General features: G+C 65.6%; 14 protein-coding genes and 1 other RNA gene. 4 read left to right on the forward strand and 11 right to left on the reverse strand.

All coding sequences use genetic code 11. The features are described 5' to 3' along the window. Positions 1-114: 114 nt before the first annotated feature. From WD006_RS07175 to WD006_RS07210, 8 genes are all read right to left on the reverse strand, one after another. Positions 115-1,095: a Bug family tripartite tricarboxylate transporter substrate binding protein gene (locus tag WD006_RS07175; RefSeq protein ID WP_011516836.1), complete on the reverse strand. Its 981-nt coding sequence runs from the start codon at positions 1,093-1,095 to the stop codon at positions 115-117. Positions 1,096-1,153: 58 nt separating this feature from the next. Continuing rightward, on the reverse strand, positions 1,154-2,122 hold the full coding sequence (locus WD006_RS07180; protein WP_029307552.1) for a hydroxymethylglutaryl-CoA lyase: 969 nt from the start codon (positions 2,120-2,122) through the stop codon (positions 1,154-1,156). An 8-nt stretch (positions 2,123-2,130) separates the two neighbouring features. Beyond that, on the reverse strand, positions 2,131-3,327 hold the full coding sequence (locus WD006_RS07185; protein ID WP_029307551.1) for a CaiB/BaiF CoA transferase family protein: 1,197 nt from the start codon (positions 3,325-3,327) through the stop codon (positions 2,131-2,133). Between the two features lie 165 nt (positions 3,328-3,492). Beyond that, positions 3,493-4,398 (reverse strand): LysR family transcriptional regulator, encoded by a 906-nt coding sequence (locus tag WD006_RS07190; RefSeq protein WP_029307550.1) that lies wholly within the window; start codon positions 4,396-4,398, stop codon positions 3,493-3,495. Between the two features lie 6 nt (positions 4,399-4,404). Continuing rightward, positions 4,405-5,019: a recombination mediator RecR gene (gene recR, locus WD006_RS07195; protein WP_008647479.1), complete on the reverse strand. Its 615-nt coding sequence runs from the start codon at positions 5,017-5,019 to the stop codon at positions 4,405-4,407. Between the two features lie 28 nt (positions 5,020-5,047). Next, the gene (locus WD006_RS07200; protein WP_008647477.1) at positions 5,048-5,374 is read right to left on the reverse strand and encodes a YbaB/EbfC family nucleoid-associated protein; all 327 of its coding nucleotides are present in this window, start codon (positions 5,372-5,374) and stop codon (positions 5,048-5,050) included. Positions 5,375-5,454: 80 nt separating this feature from the next. Beyond that, the gene (locus WD006_RS07205) at positions 5,455-7,830 is read right to left on the reverse strand and encodes a DNA polymerase III subunit gamma/tau (protein ID WP_029307549.1); all 2,376 of its coding nucleotides are present in this window, start codon (positions 7,828-7,830) and stop codon (positions 5,455-5,457) included. A 96-nt stretch (positions 7,831-7,926) separates the two neighbouring features. After that, a complete protein-coding gene (locus tag WD006_RS07210; RefSeq protein ID WP_011516841.1) occupies positions 7,927-10,425 on the reverse strand; it encodes an adenosylcobalamin-dependent ribonucleoside-diphosphate reductase in 2,499 nt (832 codons plus the stop codon). Positions 10,426-10,589: 164 nt separating this feature from the next. On the opposite strand from WD006_RS07210, the gene ffs reads away from it, so the two are divergent. Continuing rightward, an RNA gene (gene ffs, locus WD006_RS07215) (signal recognition particle sRNA small type) lies at positions 10,590-10,688 on the forward strand. 127 nt (positions 10,689-10,815) lie between these two features. On the opposite strand, the gene WD006_RS07220 is transcribed toward ffs, so the two are convergent. The 3 genes from WD006_RS07220 to WD006_RS07230 all read right to left on the reverse strand — a co-directional run bounded on the left by WD006_RS07220 (position 10,816) and on the right by WD006_RS07230 (position 17,648). Continuing rightward, positions 10,816-14,379, reverse strand: a complete 3,564-nt coding sequence (locus WD006_RS07220) for a UvrD-helicase domain-containing protein (RefSeq protein WP_029307548.1) — start codon at positions 14,377-14,379, stop codon at positions 10,816-10,818. Further along, positions 14,376-17,306 carry a PD-(D/E)XK nuclease family protein gene (locus WD006_RS07225; RefSeq protein ID WP_029307547.1) on the reverse strand — a complete coding sequence of 977 codons (2,931 nt, stop codon included), beginning with the start codon at positions 17,304-17,306 and terminating at the stop codon, positions 14,376-14,378. Before WD006_RS07225 ends, WD006_RS07220 begins: the two co-directional genes overlap by 4 nt. A gap of 66 nt (positions 17,307-17,372) precedes the next feature. Beyond that, positions 17,373-17,648, reverse strand: coding sequence for a hypothetical protein (locus WD006_RS07230; RefSeq protein WP_011516844.1), 276 nt, complete (start codon positions 17,646-17,648; stop codon positions 17,373-17,375). Positions 17,649-18,110: 462 nt separating this feature from the next. On the opposite strand from WD006_RS07230, the gene trxA reads away from it, so the two are divergent. From trxA to WD006_RS07245, 3 genes are all read left to right on the forward strand, one after another. Beyond that, a complete protein-coding gene (trxA, locus tag WD006_RS07235) occupies positions 18,111-18,437 on the forward strand; it encodes a thioredoxin TrxA (protein WP_008647939.1) in 327 nt (108 codons plus the stop codon). 181 nt (positions 18,438-18,618) lie between these two features. Continuing rightward, entirely contained in the window at positions 18,619-19,881 is a 1,263-nt protein-coding gene (gene rho / locus WD006_RS07240) for a transcription termination factor Rho (RefSeq protein WP_008647942.1), read from the forward strand. A gap of 79 nt (positions 19,882-19,960) precedes the next feature. Next, a complete protein-coding gene (locus WD006_RS07245) occupies positions 19,961-20,851 on the forward strand; it encodes a M90 family metallopeptidase (RefSeq protein ID WP_029307546.1) in 891 nt (296 codons plus the stop codon). Positions 20,852-20,998 lie beyond the last annotated feature (147 nt).

Consider the following 20,998-nt stretch of genomic DNA (forward strand, 5'->3'; position numbering starts at 1 on the left):
TGCTGCGATGCTAGCGGACGCAAGCGCCATGCGCATCGGGATCAATACCTAATCCCGGCAGACGCAGCGGCGGCCATGCTACACGCCGCCCCTTTCAGGCAGCTTGCCAACCCGTCATTCCGCGTGGATATCGGCGGCCTTGATCACCTTGGTCCAGCGCTGCAACTCGGCGCGCTGGTACTGGTCGAGCTGTTGCGGATTCATGTAGCGCGCCTCCGCGCCAAGCTCCTCGGCCTTCTTGCGGAACGCCTCCGACTTCATGATCTTCTCGATCTCGGTGGTCAGCCGGTCGATTACAGGCTTGGGCGTGCCCACGGGCGCGTACATCGCAAACCAGGACGAAACGTCGAGATCGGGATAACCGGCCTCTGGCGCCGATGGCACGTCCTTCAGGCTGGGCAGCCGGGTCTTGCTCGTGACCACGAGCGGGCGCAGCTTGCCGGCGGCGATATGGCCCATCAGCGGCGGCGGCGTGGTGATCGTCATGTCGACATTGCCGCCGAGCAGGTCGGTCATCGCTGGACCCGTGCCCTTATAGGGCACGTGCGTGATCTGGATACCCGCCATCTCGTTGAGCAATTCGGTCGAGACGTGCTGCAGCGACCCATTGCCCGACGATGCGTAGTTGAGCTTGTTCGGATTGGCCTTGGCGTAGGCCACCAGCTCCTTCAGCGACTTCACCGGCAGGCTGGAACGCACCACCAACACCTGCGGCGCCGACAGCAGGTTGGCCACCGGCGCGAAGTCCCTGACCGGGTCCCACGAAGTCTTGGTCAGCAACGGCGTGATCACGTGATAGCCCGAGTACTGCACCAGCAGCGTGTAGCCATCCGGCTTGGCCCGTTGCACAGCCTGCGCGGCAATCGTGCCATTGCCGCCCGGCTTGTTGTCCACCACCACCGATTGTCCGAGCGCCTTCGACAGCGGCTCTGAAATCATGCGGGCGGCCAGATCGGTCGTGCCACCGGCAGCGGCCGACACCACGAGCATGATCGGGCGATTGGGGTACGTGCCTTCCTGGGCGTGCGCGGTGGCGGACATGGCCAGACCGGCGGCAGCCAGCAGTGTGCCGGCACCAATCAGTGTGCGTTTCATGGTTGTCTCCGTATGTTTTATTGGGGGACTCAAAAAATCTGTCGGTTGATGCCTGCCATCAAGCCTTGGCGAAAAACTCTTCCATCCACGCAGGCGGCTGATGCGTGCGCAGGCGCGGGCCGGCGCGCAGGAGTTGGCTGGACACGTCGCGCTGCACCAGATCGGAGACGCCAGCGACCACGTCGAGCAGCGCGCCCAGTTCGACACCCGTATCCACGCCCATCGACGCGAACATGTGCACAAGTTCCTCGGTGCTGACGTTGCCGCTCGCGCCGGGCGCGTAGGGGCACCCACCCAACCCACCGGCCGCGGCGTCGAACCGCGTCACGCCGGTCTGCCACGCGGCGATCGCGTTCGCCAGGCCCATGCCTCGGGTGTTGTGCAGGTGAATCGTCAGGCCAGTCTTCGGCAAGGCGCGCTGGAACGTCTCGCAGAGCGCGGCCACCTGGTTGGGATAGGCCATGCCCGTGGTATCGCACAGGGTGATACCCGCCGCGCCGGCATCGGCAAACGCCTTCGCCAGGCGCATGACCTCGGCTTCGCTGACGTCGCCCTCGAACGGGCAGCCGAACACGGTCGACAGCGACACGTTGACAGGCACGCCGGCCTTGCCCGCTTCCGCGATCATCGCCAGCAACTGGGTCTGCGACTGATCGCGCGTCATGCGCAGATTGGCGCGATTGTGCGTCTCGCTGGACGACATCACCAGATTGACTTCGTCGGGGCGGCACGACAGCGCGCGCTCCAGCCCGCGCAGGTTCGGCACCAACACGGTCAGCCCAACACCGGGGACGCGCTCGACCTGATGCATCACGGCCTCCGCATCTGCCAGCGCGGGAATGGCGCGGGCCGACGTGAACGACGTAGCTTCGATACGCGCGAAACCGCAGCGGGCCAGCGCATTGACGAAAGCGACCTTGCCCTCGGTGGGAACGATGAACGGTTCGATCTGCAGCCCGTCGCGCGGGGCGACTTCGTTGATCTCGACCTTCGCCGGGCCTGACAGCGGATACGTAGCAGCACTCATCTTGGCACTCATGCAATCACTCCACGCGTACGCAGGTCGGCAATGGCCGCTACGTCGAAGCCGGCATCGGCCAGCACGGAATCGGTATGCTCGCCCAGCGTCGGCGCGCGATCGTGGATGCCGCCGGGATTGCCCGACAGCTTCGGCATGATGCCTGGCACCTCCACCTGCAGGCCCTTCGCGGATGTCACCGTCTCGATTACGCCGCGCGCCCGGTAGTGCGGGTCTTCGGCAATGTCCTTGACGGTGTAGATGCGGCCAGACGGCACGTCGGCGGTGCGCAGCACTTCCAGCGCGGAGGCCACGGTTTGTGTCTTCGTCCAGGCGGTAATCGCGGCGTCGATCTCGTCGACACGCTTCACGCGGCCATCATTGCGTGCCAGCGCCGGGTCTTCGCCCAGGTCGTTGCGACCCATCGCGGCCATCAGGCGGCGGAAGATCGCGTCGCCGTTGGCGGCGATCAGCACATACTCGCCGCAGCCGCACAGGTAGGCATTCGACGGCGCGATTCCCGGCAAGGCACCCCCGGCCGGCTGGCGCACAGCGCCGAACGCGGAGTACTCGGGCAACAGGCTTTCGCTCAGATTGAACAGCGACTCATACAGCGCCACGTCGATGACCTGGCCTTCGCCACCGCGCGCATCGCGTTCGTACAGCGCCAGCAGCACGCCAAGCGCGCCATGCAGGCCGGCGATCGTGTCACCCAGCGACAAGCCCGCGCGCACGGGCGGGCGTCCAGGTTCGCCGGTCAGGTAGCGCAGCCCGCTCATCGCTTCGGCCACCGCCGCAAAGCCGGGCTCATCCCGCTTCGGGCCGCTCTGGCCGTAGCCCGAGACCCGCACCATGATCAGCTTTGGATTGTCGGCATGAAGCACATCCCAGCCGAGCCCCCATTTCTCCATGGTTCCCGGGCGGAAGTTCTCGATCAGGACGTCGGCCTCGCTGGCCAGCTTGCGTACCAGAGCCTGCCCCTCCGGCTGGCGCAGGTCGATGGCAATCGACTGCTTGTTGCGCGACTGGGCTTCCCACCAGACCGAGGTATCTTCGTGCAACATGCGCCACTTTCGCAGCGGATCGCCCTGCCCGGGCGGCTCCACCTTGACCACGTGTGCGCCGAAATCGGCAAGTGTCTTGGCGGCAAAGGGGCCTGCAATCAGCTGGCCCAGTTCGAGAACGCGGATGCCGTCGAGAATCTGTCGCGCCATGAGTGTCTCCGAGAAACTGACCCCGATTGGGGTGGATTGGCGTAGTTTCGACGGAGTGTGCCCCAGCGGCGGGGTGATGCGGAATCGGCATTCCGGAAAGCGGGCTTTCTCGGAATGCGAAAGATCAGGGAGAACCCTAGAGGGTTCAGAAGCGGGCTCGGGGACTCAGAATGGCGCGCGGTCGCCGCAGAGATGGCTGATCAGCAGCCGCGCCGAGACCGTGAGCCCGGCCGGGTCTCGCATGCCGATCAGCAGCGATCGGCGCGCCCAGGCGTCCCGCAGACCGACCAGCGAGAGCCCCATCGACTTGACGTGCGGCTCCGCGGCGATCCGCGGCAGCACCCCCACGCCCAGACCGGCCATGACCATGCGACACATCGCGTCGAAGCTCCGCACCTGGATGCGCAGCCGAAACTGCCGCTCGAGCCGACTACTTTCTTCCAACAGCCGCGCCGCCAGCGAGGTCACCTGCGGCAAGCTGACGAAGTCATATTCGAGCGCATCGGCATAGTGAACCGGGCCGTTTTGCGCCAATGGATGCCCCGGCGGCGTGATGATGACGAGTTCGTCCTGCCGATACTCGACCGTCACCAGTCCCGCGCACGGCGTGCGGTCGGCGAAAATGCCCACATCGGCCCGGTTTTCCATGACAGCGGCAACGATGTCGCTGCTGTTGTGTTCTTCGAGTTCGATGCGGATGGTGGGATGCTGGCGCATGAACTGCGCCAGATCATCGGGAAGAAATTGCGTGATGGCCGAGGTATTGGCACAGACGCGCACCTGCCCGCGCACACCCGAGGCGTAGTCGGACATCACCCCGGCCATGCGCTCCACGTCCTGCAGGATGGTCAGCGCGTGGTGGAAGCAGGCCTGCCCCGCCTCGGTAAGCTGCACGCCAGCGGCATGGCGGAAAAACAGCGGCGCCCCGACCGCGGTCTCCAGGTCGGAGATTCGCTTGCTGGCAGCCGCCACGGCCAGATGCGATTGCCGCGCGCCGGCCGAGATACTGCCCTGCCGTGCCACGGCCACAAACAGCCCCAGCGTGACGAGATCGAAGCGCGCCAGATTCATGGTCCGTTACAGGGTGCGACGGTCCATCACGGCGCGGGCGATGGTGCCCGCATCCACGTATTCCAGTTCGCCACCCACCGGCACGCCTCGCGCCAGACGCGAGACCTTCAGCCCGCGCGCCTTCAGCATTTCGCCGATGTAGTGCGCGGTGGCCTCGCCCTCACTGGTGAAGTTGGTGGCGACGATCACCTCGCTGGCCGGGCCGCCGAGTTCGGGGTCAGTAGCACGTGCCAGCAGGCGGTCGAGATGAATCTCCTTCGGACCGATGCCGTCGAGCGGCGAGAGCCGCCCCATCAGCACGAAATACTGGCCGCGATAGGTCAGCGTCTGCTCGATCATGACCTGATCGGCCGGCGTTTCGACCACGCAGAGCAGCGTCGCGTCACGCTCTGGATCGCTGCAGGTTCCGCAGATTTCGAGTTCGGTGAAGGTGTTGCAGCGCGTGCAATGGCGGATGCCATCGACGGCCCCGCGCAGCGCGTCACCAAGCTTGCGCGCGCCTTCGCGGTCGTGCTGCAGCAGGTGATACGCCATGCGTTGGGCCGACTTCGGTCCAACGCCGGGCAGCACCTTGAGCGCCTCGATCAGCGCCTGCAGCGAGGTGGGCGGCGCCGCTCTCATGACAGAGCCGCCTGGTCGGAACGTGTCATCAGAATGGCAGCTTGAAGCCCGGAGGCAGCGGCAGACCCGACGTCATCGAACCCATCTTTTCTTGCGTGGTGGCCTCGGCCTTGCGCACGGCGTCGTTGAACGCGGCGGCTACCAGGTCTTCCAGCAGGTCCTTGTCATCGGCCAGCAGGCTCGGATCGATCGTGACGCGCTTGACGTCGTTCTTGCAGGTCATCACCACCTTCACAAGGCCGGCGCCGGACTGGCCCTCGACCTCGATCTGGGCAAGCTGCTCCTGCATCTTCTTCATGTTTTCCTGCATCTGCTGGGCTTGCTTCATCAGCCCGGCCAGTTGACCTTTCATCATGGGATCACTCCTTGAATACGTGTGGATGGGGGCGGGCGGCGCGACCGTTGGTCAGGCGGCCGCCACTTGAAACTTGAAATTCAGGCTGCGCGCGGCTGGATCGACCCTGGCACGATCTGGCCGCCGAACTCCCGCAACAGACCTTGTACAAACGGGTCGCGGTCGATCTCGGCTTCGGCTTCGCGCTGGCGTTCGGCACGCGCCGCGGCATCGACAGCCGCCGCGGTATGCGTCACGCCACCAACGACGCATTGCACACGCACATCGACGCGGAAATGCTCGACCAGCGCTGCCTGAAGCCGCTCCGCGACGTTAGCCTCGGCAATCGCCGCAACCGGCACGCGCAGATGCAGCGTGCGGCCGACCACGCGATGCAACTCGCTTTGATGGGCAAGCTGCTGGGCCAGCCCCTTGAGCGGCAGGGTGGCGGCGAACTCGGGCCAGTCGCCTGTGAAAACCGGCGGCGTGCCATCCTCGCCTGCGCTTGGCGCCACTTGCGGGACGGCAGGTGCCAGTTGCGCTGCCGGTTCCGGCTCGGGCTTGCTGACCGGCTTGGCTGCCGATTGCGTCGGCGCGGGCTTACGAGCCGCGCGCGGCGCGCGATCGGCGCTGTCGGAATCAAAGCCGTTGTCGAAACCACCGAAGCTCGGGTCATAGCCCGGATCGCTGTCGTACGGACCGATCACAGGCAGATCGGGCGGCATCTCTTCCCACGGCGGCACGTCACTTGCACCCGCGGCTTCCCACGGCGGGACGGACTTGGCTTCGGGTTGCGGCGCAGGCTTGGCGACCGGTGCCGGGCGCGCGGCCGCGACAGGGGCGGCAGCAGCCTTGCTCGGAGCGACAGCCTGCGTCACTACCGGCGCAGCGGCAGGCGCAACTGCCGGAGCCGGAGCCGGCGCGGCAGTGGTAGCCGGCCGTGAGGCGGAAGGCGGACGCAGCGGCTGCGCAGCCGGGCGCGAACTGGCCGCGGCGGCGGCACCTGCGTTTGGCGCAGCCGACATCGGTCGGCCAGCACGACCGGCGGAAGCTTGACGCGCGGCGGCCAACGCCGCACGGGCTGGCGACATCGACGTATCCACGTCAGCCTGGGGCGGCGCGGGTTCGGCTGACTTCGCTGGCACAGCGGGCATGGCGGGTGCTGCGGATGCGGCCGGAGCAGCGGCCGTAATCGGCGCTGTCGGCGCTGCCGGCGCGACCACTGGCGCGACCTTGACCGGCTCGGCCGCCACAGGCTCGGCAACAGCCGATGCCATGGCCCGAGGCGACGGTGCGGCGCTCGTCGTGCCAGCCGGGCGCGGGCGTACCACCTGCTGTCCGCCACCGCCCTGTCCGCCGACCGACGAAGCGGGAGCAGTGGACGGCCGGAACGCCAGCATTCGCAGCAACGTCATCGTGAAGCCGGCGTATTCGTCCGGCGCCAGCGCCAGTTCGCTGCGGCCAAGGTTGGCAATCTGGTAGAAAAGCTGGGTTTCCTGCGCGTCGAACTGCCCGGCCAGGCGGCGCACGTCCTCGGCTTCGGGCCATTCGTCCTGCACGGAAGCCGGCACGGCCTGCGCCAGCGCGACCTTGTGCAGCAGCGAGCCAAGATCCTGCAACGCCCCGGCAAACGACAGGCTGCGGTCGGCCATCGAATCGGCGATGCCTAGCATCGTGGCGCCGTCTTCGGCAGCCAGCGCATCGAGCAGTTGCACGAGGTAGCTCTGGTCGATTGCCCCCAACATGCCGCGCACTGCCTCTTCCGACACCTGGCCGGCACTGTAGGCAATGGCCTGATCGGTCAGCGACAGCGCATCGCGCATCGACCCGTGGGCGGCCTGCGCCAGCAGGCGCAGCGCGCTACCGTCATGGCTGATCCCTTCCTGGGCCAGGATGTGGTCGAGGTGCGAGACGATGTGGCCCGGCGGCATCTGCTTCAGATTGAACTGCAGGCAGCGTGACAGCACGGTGACCGGAATCTTCTGCGGATCGGTCGTGGCCAAGATGAACTTGACGTGCTCGGGCGGCTCCTCCAGCGTCTTCAGCATGGCGTTGAAGGCGTGGTTGGTCAGCATGTGCACTTCGTCGATCATGTAGACCTTGAAGCGGCCGGCCGTCGGGGCGTAGATCGCCTTGTCGAGCAGCTGCGCCATCTCGTCGACGCCGCGGTTCGACGCCGCGTCCATCTCGATGTAGTCGACGAAACGCCCGCTGTCGATTTCCGTGCAGGCCTTGCACTGGCCGCAAGGCTGGGCGGTGATGCCGCCGTTGCCGTCAGGGCCGGTGCAATTGAGGGCCTTGGCCAGAATCCGGGACAGCGTGGTCTTGCCGACGCCGCGCGTGCCGGTGAACAGGTAGGCGTGATGCAGCCGCTGCTGTTCCAGCGCGTGCGTGAGCGCGCGGACCACGTGCTCCTGGCCGACCAGCGTGGTGAAATCCCTGGGGCGCCATTTGCGCGCTAGAACTTGATAACTCATGGCGGCGATTGTAGCAAAAGGCGGACCTGGGTCAGACCTGGATTTGGAGTTGCCAGATGCTATCGCACGCCGCCGCCATCCGTGAAGGGTCGCCGGCTAGCCACACTCGCCCACATAACCGCAATTGGCGCACTTGGCGCAGCCGTCCACCTTGTGCAGGGCGTGAGCGCCACACTCGGGGCACGGCTTGCCGGTGCCAATCCCGGCAGCCAGTTTGGCGGCGGGCGCCGCTTCGGCCGGCGAAGCCAGCGCCACAGCCGCCTCGCCGCCTTCGCGCCGGGCCAGACGGGCAGCCAGCGCCACCACCGGTACCTGGCTGCCCTCCTCGTCCAGGAAACCACGCTTGATCAGGATGCGTTGAATCGCGTAACTCAGCGCCGCCACCTCCGAATCATGGAAGCGCGGCACCTCGGTGCCGTCCTGGCGGGCCAGGGAGCCGTAGCGGACCGTGCCCTTGTCCCAGACCACGTTCCGCATATCGGCCAGCGCCTTGGCGATCGGTCCGCCCGAGCGGGCCACCATCGACAATAGCCGCATCGTCGACGTGATCCACTGCTGGCCCTCGGAACGCTGCCCCGCGGGCATGAAGAACTCGATTGGCCGCTCGATCGTCACCGGCTGGCCACCGATCGTGCCGGACACCTGCATGAAGTTGACGGTCAGGTAGACCGTCTTGTGACCCTCATAGGTCAAATACTCGACCTTCGACGTCACGCCTTCCAGATCGCCGAGTGGCCGGCTACCGAACGGCCGCGTCAGCGGATCGTCCTCGCTCGGCGTGGCGGGCGCCGGCGCCGTGGTGGCCGTGGCGGCCGGGGTGACCGACAGCACCGCGCCAAGCACCTGGTTCGGCCGATACGTGGCGAGCCCCTTGAGCCCGGCCTTCCACGCTTCGAGGTAGAGATTGCGGAAGGCTTCGTACGGATAGTCCTCCGGCACGTTCACAGTCTTGCTGATGCTCGTGTCGATATAGGGCTGGACCGCCTCCAGCATCCGCATATGGTCAATGGCAGACATCTGGAGCGCCGTGACGAAGCTCTCCGGCAACTGCTCGACGTCGCCGCCCATATGGCGATAGAGCCGCCATGCATGGTCGGCCACCTCGAACGTGCGATAGCTGTCGTCGGGCATCCGCTTGCGCCGGTTGTAGGTCCACGAGAAGGCCGGCTCGATCCCATTTGACGCGTTATCGGCAAAGGCAAGCGTGATCGTGCCAGTTGGCGCGATCGAAAGCAGGTGCGAGTTGCGCAGGCCGTGTTCGCGGATGGCATCGCGGATGGGCTCGGGCAGGCGGCTCACGAAGCCGCCACTCAGATAGGCGTCGGCATCGAACAACGGGAAGCGGCCCTTCTCCTCGGCGAGTTCGACCGATGCCAGATAGGCGTGATCGCGCATGGTCTCGGAGATCCGCCCCGCAAGCGCGCGCGCCGCATCGGTGTCATAGCGATGACCCAGCATCACCAGTGCGCTACCAAGCCCCAGGAACCCCAGGCCGATACGACGCTTGGCTTGCGCCTCGGCCTGCTGCTCGGGCAACGGCCAGTAGGTGATGTCGAGCACGTTGTCGAGCATCCGCGTCGAAACGCGCACGACCTCGGCAAACGCCTCGAAATCGAAGCTGGCCTGATCGGTAAACGGGCGGCGTACGAAGCGCGTCAGGTTGATCGAGCCCAGGCAGCAGCAGCCATACGACGGCAACGGCTGCTCGGCGCACGGGTTGGTGGCCTCGATCGTCTCGCAGTAATAGAGATTGTTGTCGGCGTTGATGCGCGACAGGAACAGGATGCCAGGCTCTGCGTGGTCATAGGTGGCCTGCATGACCTGGTCCCACAGCCGACGGGCCGGCACACGCCGATACACCCACTGGCCGTCGTCGCGGCGATAGGCGCCCGCCGCGATACCGTCCGCGCCAGGCTCGGCCTCGTGGATCAGTTCGATTTCCCCATCAGCCGCCACCGCTTGCATGAACTCGTCGGTGACGCCAATCGAGATATTGAAGTTGGTCAGGTCGCCACGGTCCTTGGCGTGGATAAAGCTCTCGATATCGGGGTGGTCGCAGCGCAGCACGCCCATCTGCGCGCCGCGCCGTGCGCCGGCCGATTCCACGGTGGCACACGATGCATCGAACACCTTCATGAACGACACCGGCCCCGATGCGCGCGAGTGCGTGGCACGCACCAGCGCGCCACCCGGCCTGATCGAGGAAAAGTCATAGCCGACACCGCCGCCGCGCCGCATCGTCTCGGCGGCCTGGGCCACGGCGGTATAGATGCTCGGCTTACCGCCACGCACCTGGGAAACCGAGTCGCCCACAGGCTGGACGAAGCAGTTGATCAGCGTAGCTTGAATGCCTGTGCCAGCCGCCGAGTTGATACGCCCGGCCGGCACGAAGCCGCCTTCCAGCGCCCAAAGAAAGCGCGAGGCCCAGGCCTCGCGTTTGTCGGCGGGTTCCACCTCCGCGAGCGCGCGCGCCACACGGCGGCGCACATCGTCAATGGTCTGCTCCTCGCCCTTGGCGTATTTTTCCTGGAGTACTTCGATGGAGATGTCTTGCGGCGCAAGCGCGCCGCGGAGGATCTGGTCGTTTGCGTTCATGTCCCCAGCCTGTCAGTTGAGAGCTTTCCGGCCCGAATTTGCCGTCCGCCATGCTGCCAGCACGGCAGGACGCCAACCCCGCTTCAGATCAAACAACCAGCCAAAGCCCTTGGCAAGAATACAAAATTGGAAAGCCTCTCAAGGTTGCGTTACAATGCCGGTCGGACGGGCCTCCTCGCATGGCGGCGCGGTCAACCTGGTCAGGTCGGGAACGAAGCAGCCACAGCCGTTTTCCACCAGTGCCGAGGGTCAGGCTCGTCCCCCTAATTCCCCTTTCTGCTTTTATCTCCCGGCAATTCCCTGATTAATCTCTGGCGCCCGCCCGTTTTCGCGCGCCAGAAACATCCTATTGTGCGCCTGTTTTGCGAATCGGGCACAGGCCGGGTGCGCTCAGAACAATGACCCCTGCTGCGTCGTGGCGATAGGTACCGCCTGTGACGCCGAGGCACGCAGAAGCTCCACATCGATCCACTCTCCGGCCGCCGTGGCCACGCCAGCCTCGATCCGCTTGCCCGGAAACATCGGCGCCACCGCCGCTGCGTAGCGCAAGAGCTGCGCGCGATAGCCCGCATGTTCCTGCGGCAACAGCCTGAGCTTGTAGTCGATGATGACGACCCGCTCGTCGAATTCCACCAGCCGGTCGATTCGCAGCAACCGCCCGCGGCCGTCATAAAGCTCCACCTCATTGCGTGCCGACACGGCATCCACCGGGAACATCAGTTCGCGCAGTGCCGGGGCCTCAAGCATTGCGCGCAGGTCCGCGACGGCCGCCTCGGCCTGCTGCCGCCAGCGCTCACGCGCGTTCGGCGCACCCGCGCCAGTCAGCGGGAACCAGCGCAAGACCGTTTCCACGTCGGGCAAGCTGCCATGCGCATCGGGATAGCGCGAGACACGTTCGAGCAGCGCGTGCACCAGTTCGCCATGTGCAGCGGCATCGGCATCGAACACGATGCCCTCGGCCTCGTCGTCCGCATCGTCGATCGGCAAGCGGTCGTCAGCCGCATCGCGATAGCGCAGCCGGAAATCGGTATAGCGGATGCGCTCGCTGGCGGCGGTCAGGGTATCGACTGCCGCGACGTCGGTCTCGGGATAAGCCGTGATCTCGTCACCGACACCCGCCGCAGCCAGACGCACGTACCAGCTTCCGGCGATCTCCGCCCCTGGCGCATCTTCCTTCTCCGCCTTGCTCGCGCGCCCCTTGATGCCGCTAACCAGCAGGCCTTGCTGCGCGCGCGTCATTGCCACGTAGAGCAGATTCCAGTTTTCGCGATCGGCCAGCGCCGCTTCGGCGTCGAACAGCGGCGCGCGAGCCATGCCGCGCTCGTCACGCTTGCCGTAGGCGGAAAAATGCCGTGGCACCGCCGATGTCGGCGGCCAGTCGACCAGAATGCCACCACGATCCGCCGCCGGATCGCTGTGATTCGCATCGAGCAGAATCACGAACGGCGCCTCGAGGCCCTTTGCCGCGTGCACCGTCAGAATATGAACGGCATCGAGCTGATTGTCTGCGGCGTCGTCTGGCTCCGCCTCGGTATCCTCGACACCTTCGCCCATGCCGCCCTCATCGGGGCTTTCATCCTCGTCACCACGCCGAATTTCCTGCAGCTCATCGATGAACTTGGGCAGGCTCGGATAGCGTCCGCCATCAAGGTCGAGCGACAGCTTCAGGAAGGCATCGAGATTGGCCAGCACCTGTTCGCGAATGGCGGCAGGCGCGGCCTCGGCATAACGGCGACGCACCTCTCCCTGGTGATAGATCTGGTCGACCAGATCATGCACGGGCTTGTGTGGCGCGAGCGCCAGCCAGCCGCGCAAGCGCGCGACACCCGTTCGCAGCGAATCGGAAACGCGCTCGGGCAGTCCCAGCGCCTCGATGCGTGCCCACCATCCACCCTCGCCCTCCATCATGGCCAGCAGCACCAGATCGTCGTCAGTCGCGCCCACGAGCGGGCTCTTGAGAACATGCGCGAGGTCGAGATCCGATTCCGGTGTCATCAGGAACGCCAGGAGCGCCGAGAGATCGAGCGCTTCCAGCGTCGTCAGCAAGCCGCCACGGCGCGGGCTCAGGCACGGGATGCCGGCCTCGCGCATCGCTCGTTCGTAATCGGCCAGAAAGGTCTTGCGTCGCACCAGCAGATGCATGTCGCGCCAGCCCGCCGGGCGAGTGCCATCGCCTTCCCTCACGGGCACCTGGTCGCGCAGATAGTGCAGCCAGGCTGCCACGCGGCGACCTTCCTCGTAACGCAGGGAGTCGCCTTTCTGCGTGCGTGGCTGGGTCAGCGTATCGCGATGGCCATCGCCCTCGGATGCTTCGTCATCCTCTGCTTCCTCTGGCTCGACGAGCGGCAGCAGCCAGACCGGTCCGGCCGGACCGCCGAGCGCCGTGGTTTGCGTTTCGTAGAGCGGATAGCGCCCTTCCGCGCGTGCGTGATCGAACACGGCGTTGACCCAGTCGAGCACCTCGGGGCGATTGCGGCGCGTGCGGTTGGTACGCAGCACGGTGGCGCCGAATCCGTCCTGAAGCATGACCCGCGCGGCATCGAACAGGCGCGCGTCCGCGCGACGGAAACGGTAGATCGACTGTTTGGGATCGCCAACCAGAAACACGGTGGGCTTCTCTCCCAGCCCCTGATAGCCGGCCAGCCAGCCCTGCAGGATGCGCCATTGGAGCGGGTTCGTGTCCTGGAACTCGTCAAGCAGCAGGTGACGATATCGCGCGTCGAGACGCACCTGCAGGTACGTGGCGGTTTCCTCGTCGGCCATCAGCTTCGCCGCCAGCCATTCGAGGTCCGCGAAGTCCATCGCACGCTGGTCGCCCTTGTGGCGCTGATAACGTTCGAGCAGTGCATCGCCCAGACGGTACAGCGCCAGGTTGATCGCGAGCACCATGGCCTCGCAGCGGCGCGCCGCGATCTCGTCCAGTCGTGCGCAGTGCTCTGCGTGCTGATCCAGCAATTCGTCAACGGCACCTTCGCTACCGCACACCTTGGCCAATGCCGTGGTACGACGCAGCGAGCGCGGCTTGCCCGCATCGGTGAAAAACGCGGCACGCAGCAACTGGAATGCGTTGGCGGCGGCCTCGCCCGGCGCGGCGCCCGCGTCGCGCCATGCGCGGATCGCGCGCAGTCCGTCGATGATCTTCGACGCGTGCCCCTGCTCGGTCTTCCCGCCACGACCGAGCAGCAGTGCCATCTGCGCGCATTCCTCGAGCCAGTCGTCGTCGCAGAGCGCGTCCACCAAAATGTCGGAGGTGGCATCGTCACCAAGATCCTGCGCCAGCTTCGTGGCGGGATCGCCCGACTCCTTGAACGCAAACCACTCGTTGCGTGCGTGGAACATCCGGTCAAGCAGACCCCGTGCCTGGAAGTCACCGATCGCATCGACCAGCGCTTCATAGGCTTCGCGCAGATCAGCGTATTGCGGCTGCGCCAGCGCGCGCCAGAACGGCGCCCAGGCCTCGCGCTTCATGCGCAAGGCATCCTCGCGGAGCGACGCGCCGGGCACGATGCCCGACGACAGCGGCGCCCCGCGCAACAACGTGCCGAACCAGCCGTGGAACGTGTCGATCGCCATGCGGCCCGGTGACGCCAGCACTTGTGCATGTAGCGTCCGCGCGCGGGGCAATGCCGCGCGCGCGGCGTCTGGAGACAGCCCGCGCATTTCCAGCTGCGTCAACACCGCCTCATCAGTTCCGCCGGCAAGCTGCGACAGCACTTCGAGCAGGCGCTCGCGCATTTCCTCGGCGGCCTTGCGCGTAAAGGTGATAGCCAGGATCTCATGCGGCGCGGCGCCGGCCAGCAGCAGACGGACCAGACGCGCCACCAGCAGCCACGTCTTGCCGCTGCCCGCGCAGGCCTCCACCACCACGGAGCGGCCGGGGTCGCAGGCGGCGCGCGTAAAATCGGCCTCGCCCACGGATTGGCCATCGCGCAAATAGGCGTGAACTTCGGTCATGACTGCAGATCCGGCAACGCGGTGGACTCCCAGAAGCCCTTGCGGCACAGGCCGCGGGCATCGCAATAAGTACAGGCGGCGGCATCGCCGATCGCGGGCAGCTTCGCGCCTTGCCGCAAACGCACGACGTCATGCCGCAACTGGCGCTCGAGCCAAGTCACCGCCGCCTGAAATTCCGGCAGATCGACTTCCCGCTGGGCACCGGGCGAACTATCGCGGCCGCCCTGCTTCACACCTTCCAGCGCCACCCAGCTTCCCGCCACGGCATCGGCCCGAAGCAGACCGTAGAACGCCAACTGGCAGTCTTCCTCGGCATCACCGGCCTTGCGCCGCAGGCGGCTGGCTGGCTGGGTCTTGTAATCGAGCACCGCATGAGCGCCATCCGGTCCCTTGTCGAGCCGGTCGATCCGGCCGGCCAGCCGCAGCGGTACGCCATCGGGCATCGCCACATCCACGCCGGCATCGAATTCGCCACCGCGCCAGTGCCAGCCCGCTTCCTCACGCTCAGCCTGCCATGCCACGTACGACGGCAGGACTTCCATCCAGCGGCGGTAATAGCTGATGGCATTGCCGTCCTCGGCAATCTGCTTGCCGAACGAGGTATCCGAGATTTCCCGCAGACGCGCCAGACGCCGGTCGCTGTCACGCTCGCCAGAGGCATGGATCTCCTCGTGGTATTGCAGCAGCACGCGATGCAGCAGGTTGCCGATATCGCGCTTCTCGAGGTCGTCGCTGAGCGTGTCGAGCCCGGAAAGGCCCAGCATCCGGCTGGCGAAGAACTGATAGGGGCAACGGCGCAACGTGTTGTACGCCTGCGCGCTCCAGCGCTCTGGCACGCGCTCGGGCGCCACCGGCGCAGGCATTCCGGCGGGCTGCGCGAAGGTATCGTGCAGAGCGGGCGTGGCGCTGGCTTCGATCGGCGTGCCCGCTCGCGCGCAACATGCGGATAACCGCTCGATCCAGCCGGAGACATGATGCGGCTCGCCCCGGCTGCCGAAGCGTTGCCACGTCAGCACGACATCACTGTTGTTGAGCAGCACTTCGGCCAGATCCCGGGCCTGCTGGGCAAAGCGGGCCTCGCGGTCTTCGAGCCCAAGCTCGCGTCGCATCTGGTTCGAGAAGAACATCAACTCAGCCGCGCTGGACGGCAACTGCGCGTCATCGCAACCGACTACCACCACGCCGTCGAACCGTCGCATCCGGGCGCCGTTGAGCGGCAGGATCGTGATGCGCGACTGGCTCTGCGCCGAGGGCTCCTTGTAAGCCACCGATTCGAGCAATGCCGACAGCATCGCGCGAAACTCCTGTTGGTTCAGCGTGGCGTGGCTGCCGGTCTCGTCGTCGGGCAAGTCGCCCAGCTTCGCCAGCGCATCCAGCAGTTGCCGCCCGGCATCGTCGGCAGCCAGCGCGACACGCATATCGAGCGTGTCAAGCATGGCGTCGAGGCGGCCCAGCCAGACATGGAGCGGCTGTTGCGCGAGGCCCCGTGGCCACTGCGCGGCCTCGTCGGCCAGCGTGGCAATCAGCGTGCGAGCCGCAGCGCGAATCTGCAGTTCGGCATCGCTGGCCTCCATCGTCTCCGCGTCGACCAGCGCGCCTGCCGCTCGCTCACGCTCTGCAAACAGATGCGCCAGTCTGGTCCAGCCTCCGGTAACTACAGCGCGACGGATGCGGCGCTCCATCAGCGCGATCGCCGCGCCGCGATGCTCGAATGCAGGCAGGCAAAACGGGCTCTTGAGCAGGTCGAGCAGTGCCGCGCTATCGCCATCGCGCGCCAGCACGTCAAACCAGCGCATCAGCGCGGCGGCTGCGCGCGTGGTCGACAACTTCCAGCCGGTTTCATCGCGGACAGGCGCTCCGGCACGCGCCAGCAACGCGCGGGCGCGGCGGGCCACCACGCGGTCGTGGGCCACGAGCGCCACATGCCTGCGGCCTTCGTTGAGCCATTGCACGAGCTGGTCCGCTGCTGCGGCGGCTTCATCCTCGAAGCGCGCGCTGCCGATAACGCGGACGCGCGGACGTTCGGTCGGCAATTCGGCCGACAACGCAGCGGGCAAGGCCGGCGGTGCCGCGAACGGTTCGCTGTCGGCACTACTGTCCCCGTCGCGCCGGGCCTCGGGCCACAGCGCAAGCAGCGTCCGATACCAGTCGGGCTCGCCCCCCGCTTCCGATGCGCCGGTCCAGTCGTAGCCGACCTCGAGCGTCGGCACGAGTTCGCCGGCCTGCTCGAGGAATCTGGCTTCAACCGGTTCCGGCGGTGTCGGGCCAATCCAGACCACCGGCCCTGCAACCTGCTGCGCCATGCGCTGTAGCGCCCGGCGTCGTGCCGGAAGCGGGTCGTCCGGCCCCGACAGCATTTGCCAGAAGGCAAGCACGATCTGCGCCTCCTGCCCGAGAAAGCGCTCGGACAGGTGCGCATAAGTACGTTGCAGCGCGCCTTGCAGGAGCGCCGCCCGCTCGTCGCTATCGTCGCCCTCGAGATCATCGTCTCCGCGGATCGCCGCGTCCTCCAGCCAGCGCGCACTCAGTTCGTCGCTGATCGATAGCAGCGTCTGCGCCAGTCCCCATGCCGCCCCCTCTGTCTGGGCGCCAAAGGCAATCCGCAGCCAATCCTGCGAGCGAATCGCCTGTTGCACCGCCAGCAGGCGCGCGGCATGGCCACGCGTGGGGGTCGGGTCGGTAGCAAGGTCGGGGGGAAGGTCCAGCAGCCAGTGCCCGAGCGTCAGCACACGCGGTAGCAAACGGGGCTGCCCGGCGGCGCGCGCAGCGGCATCCAGCGCCTGGCGCACGCCAGGAATCTGCGCGGCCGTCGGCACGACGATATGCGCGCCAGCGGCCACCGGGCCGCAGTGATCCAGGAAATACCAAGTCGCCGTGGCAGCCTGATCGAGAAAGGACGGCCCGGGAGGGAACGAGAGTCGGGTCATGGATAGCGGGGACGGAGTCGAGGCCGAGGGCAACCCGTGACCCTCGGAACAGACATCTTGTCTTGATTAGTTGTCGTCGCCTGCGCTGCCGCCCTCCAGACGGGCGCGCAGTTCGCGCGCCGTCTCCAGCAGGCCTTCATAGCCCGAGCGGGCGTGCTCGGGCAAATCGGGGTCGCCGATCAGCGTGCCGAGCGTTTCCATCACACTGTAGACCAGCCCCTTGGCGGCGCCGGTGGCGATGCTCTCGGACTCGACGGCGCTGCTGAGATGCTGCAGCGCATCGCTCAGGTGGTCCGCCTGGCTTTCATCGGACGGAGTGGGCTTGCGGGAGTCTGGCGTCATGATCAATAGCGTTGTGAATCGGTTTGTGCGTCACATGCGCACGATTCCATTCTACTCGGGCGTCACGTCTGTCTGAATGGATTACGCGTGGATTGCGCGGATACGCGAAGTGCATTCTAGATCATGCCGACGAGCAGGCCTCGCATGGCGCCTCCGCGAAGGCGCGGCAGATTAACTCAAATAAGGGATGCCAATAGCAGGAAACTCTTGCGGCGATTGACACTATCATCGGCAAAACGATTCACAACACGGCACAATATCCACTGTTGCCGCCCCCGGCTAAATCCCGATTCTGGCGAGGACTTGATTTTCGCCAAGCTGGTAACATATCGGCATCAGCGGCGCATACTGCCGCGCGCCGTCGCGCTGCGAGTCCGCGCAATGTCGTGTAAGGTAGCGGATCGCGCCGACAGCCGTTGTCCGCCTTCAACATAAACTGAGCGATACCTGAGGTTCCCCGCCATGAGCGAACAAATCAAATATGTGAGCGACGCTTCGTTCGATGCCGACGTGCTCAAGTCCGACAAGCCCGTGCTGCTCGACTTCTGGGCCGAATGGTGCGGTCCTTGCAAGATGATCGCCCCGATCCTGGACGAAGTCGCGAAGGACTACGGCGACAAGGTGCAGGTCGCCAAGATCAACGTGGATGAAAACCAGCAAGTGCCGGCCAAGTTCGGCATTCGCGGCATCCCGACGCTGATCCTGTTCAAGAACGGCCAAGTGGCCGCGCAGAAGGTTGGCGCGCTGTCGAAGTCGCAGCTGACCGCGTTCCTGGACAGCCAGCTGTAATCTGTACCCGCCCGGGGCCGAACGGCTCCGGGAATGCACTACCCGGTCATGCGTGCGTCAGCTCTGGCGCACCGGCCGGATTGTGCTATGATGCCACCCAACAACTTCCCCGAGCGTTCGCTCATTCTTTTCCCCCTTCTCCTTGTTCTTGCCCGTCCGGGCACTTCTGTACCCCTCGTCTATGCACCTGACAGAACTCAAATCGCTTCACGTGTCTGCGCTTCTCGAAATGGCGGCAACGCTCGAGATCGACAATGCACAGCGGATGCGCAAACAGGAACTGATGTTTGCGATCCTCAAGAAGCGCGCCAAGATGGGCGAAACCATCTACGGAGACGGCACGCTGGAAGTTCTGCCCGATGGCTTCGGTTTCCTGCGCTCGCCGGAAACTTCGTACCTGGCCAGCACGGACGACATCTACATCAGCCCCTCGCAGATCCGCCGTTTCAACCTGCACACCGGTGACTCGATCGAAGGCGAAGTGCGTACGCCGAAGGACGGCGAGCGCTATTTCGCGCTGGTGAAGGTGGACAAGGTCAACGGGCAGCCTCCCGAAGCGGTGAAGAACCGCATCATGTTCGAGAACCTGACGCCGCTGCATCCGAACCGGCCGCTCACGCTCGAACGCGATATCCGCGCCGAGGAAAACATCACCGGCCGCATCGTCGACATCATCGCGCCGATCGGCCGCGGCCAGCGCGCGCTGCTGGTGGCATCGCCGAAGTCCGGCAAGACCGTGATGCTGCAGCACATCGCCCACGCGATTGCGAACAACCATCCGGAAGCCGACCTGTTCGTGCTGCTAATCGATGAGCGCCCGGAAGAAGTGACCGAAATGCAGCGCTCGGTGCGCGGCGAAGTGGTGGCGTCGACGTTCGACGAACCTGCGATCCGTCACGTGCAGGTGGCCGAAATGGTCATCGAGAAAGCCAAGCGCCTGGTGGAACTGAAGCGCGACGTGGTGATCCTGCTGGACTCGATCACGCGTCTGGCCCGCGCCTACAACACCGTGGTGCCGGCATCGGGCAAGGTACTGACCGGTGGTGTGGATGCCAACGCGCTGCAGCGTCCGAAGCGTTTCTTCGGCGCCGCGCGTAACCTGGAGGAAGGCGGTTCGCTGACCATTATCGCCACGGCGCTGATCGAAACCGGCAGCCGCATGGACGACGTGATCTACGAAGAGTTCAAGGGCACCGGCAACATGGAAGTGCACCTCGAGCGCCGCCTGGCCGAGAAGCGCGTCTACCCAGCCATCAACCTGAACAAGTCGGGCACGCGCCGCGAGGAACTGCTGATCAAGCCGGACATCCTCCAGAAGATCTGGATCCTGCGCAAGTTCATCTCCGACATGGACGAAGTGCAGGCGATGGAATTCATCCTGGACAAGATGAAGCCGACGAAGAACAACGCGGAATTCTTCGACCTGATGCGCCGCGGCGGCTGATGCCACGCTGGTAGTCCATCCTGATAAAAAGGCGTACCCTTGGGTGCGCCTTTTTTCTTTCGCCCCCCTCGCGAGAACCATGCTCGGAAAGCTGACCAGTTTCCTGCGCGCCCGCTCGAAAGCGCGCAAGCTCGCCCATTACGCGATTCCCGACGATCTCTGGGCGCAAACCGTGGCTGCCCTGCCCTTCGTGCAGCGCTACGACGAAGCTGACCTGACCGCATTGCGCGAGCTGGCCACACTGTTCATCGCCAACAAGGAATACTCGACCGCGCACGACATGGAGCTGACCGATGAAATGGTGGTCAGCGTGGCGGCGCAGGCTTGCGTGCCCATCCTCAAGCTCGGCATCGAGTGGTATCGCGGCTGGCACGGCATCGTGCTCTACCCGGGCGAGTTCGTGATCCGCAAGACCATCCAGGAGGACGTCGGCTTCGAGGACATCGGTCTCGTACATGGCGTCGAGGAAGAGGCCAGTGGCGAGGCATGGGAACACGGCCCGGTGATCCTGTCCTGGCCGGATGTGGCCTCGCCCGGCGCCGTGCTGGACGCCCACCACGGCGAACACGAACTACCGGTAGACACGTACAACGTCGTCATCCACGAATTCGCCCACAAGCTCGACATGCTCAATGGCGAGGCCGACGGTGTGCCGCCGTTCTCGCGCGTTCTACACCCGGGTGTCGACGCCGAGCAGTGGGCGGAGACCTTCCTGAGCGAATACGATACGTTCGCAGAGGCCTGTGACGCCTTGCCCGACCATATCTGGGACGACCCCAATCGACTCCCTCCCCGCCTGCAGGTGATCGATCCGTATGGCTGTGAGGCGCCGAGCGAGTTCTTTGCAGTGGCGTCCGAAGCATTTTTTGTAGAACCTGTTGGTTTGCGACGGCTGTGGCCTACTCTTTATGACGCCTTGGCTCAGTTTTATCGGCAGAATCCAGCCGGGAATGCGGCAAGCGACACTTAAGACATCGCCAGTTGCCCAGCTACGACGCCATTTCGTTTGTTGCACCTGCACTTGATTTTCTGCCATAATCCCGGTTTGCCCGTTATCGGCAAGTGGTTCGCTCGCCGCAAGCTTTCTGACCTGCGGCACGACGAGCGGACTGGCTAC

Source organism: Cupriavidus sp. Met-2 (genome assembly GCF_049843575.1).
Taxonomy (GTDB): domain Bacteria; phylum Pseudomonadota; class Gammaproteobacteria; order Burkholderiales; family Burkholderiaceae; genus Cupriavidus; species Cupriavidus metallidurans.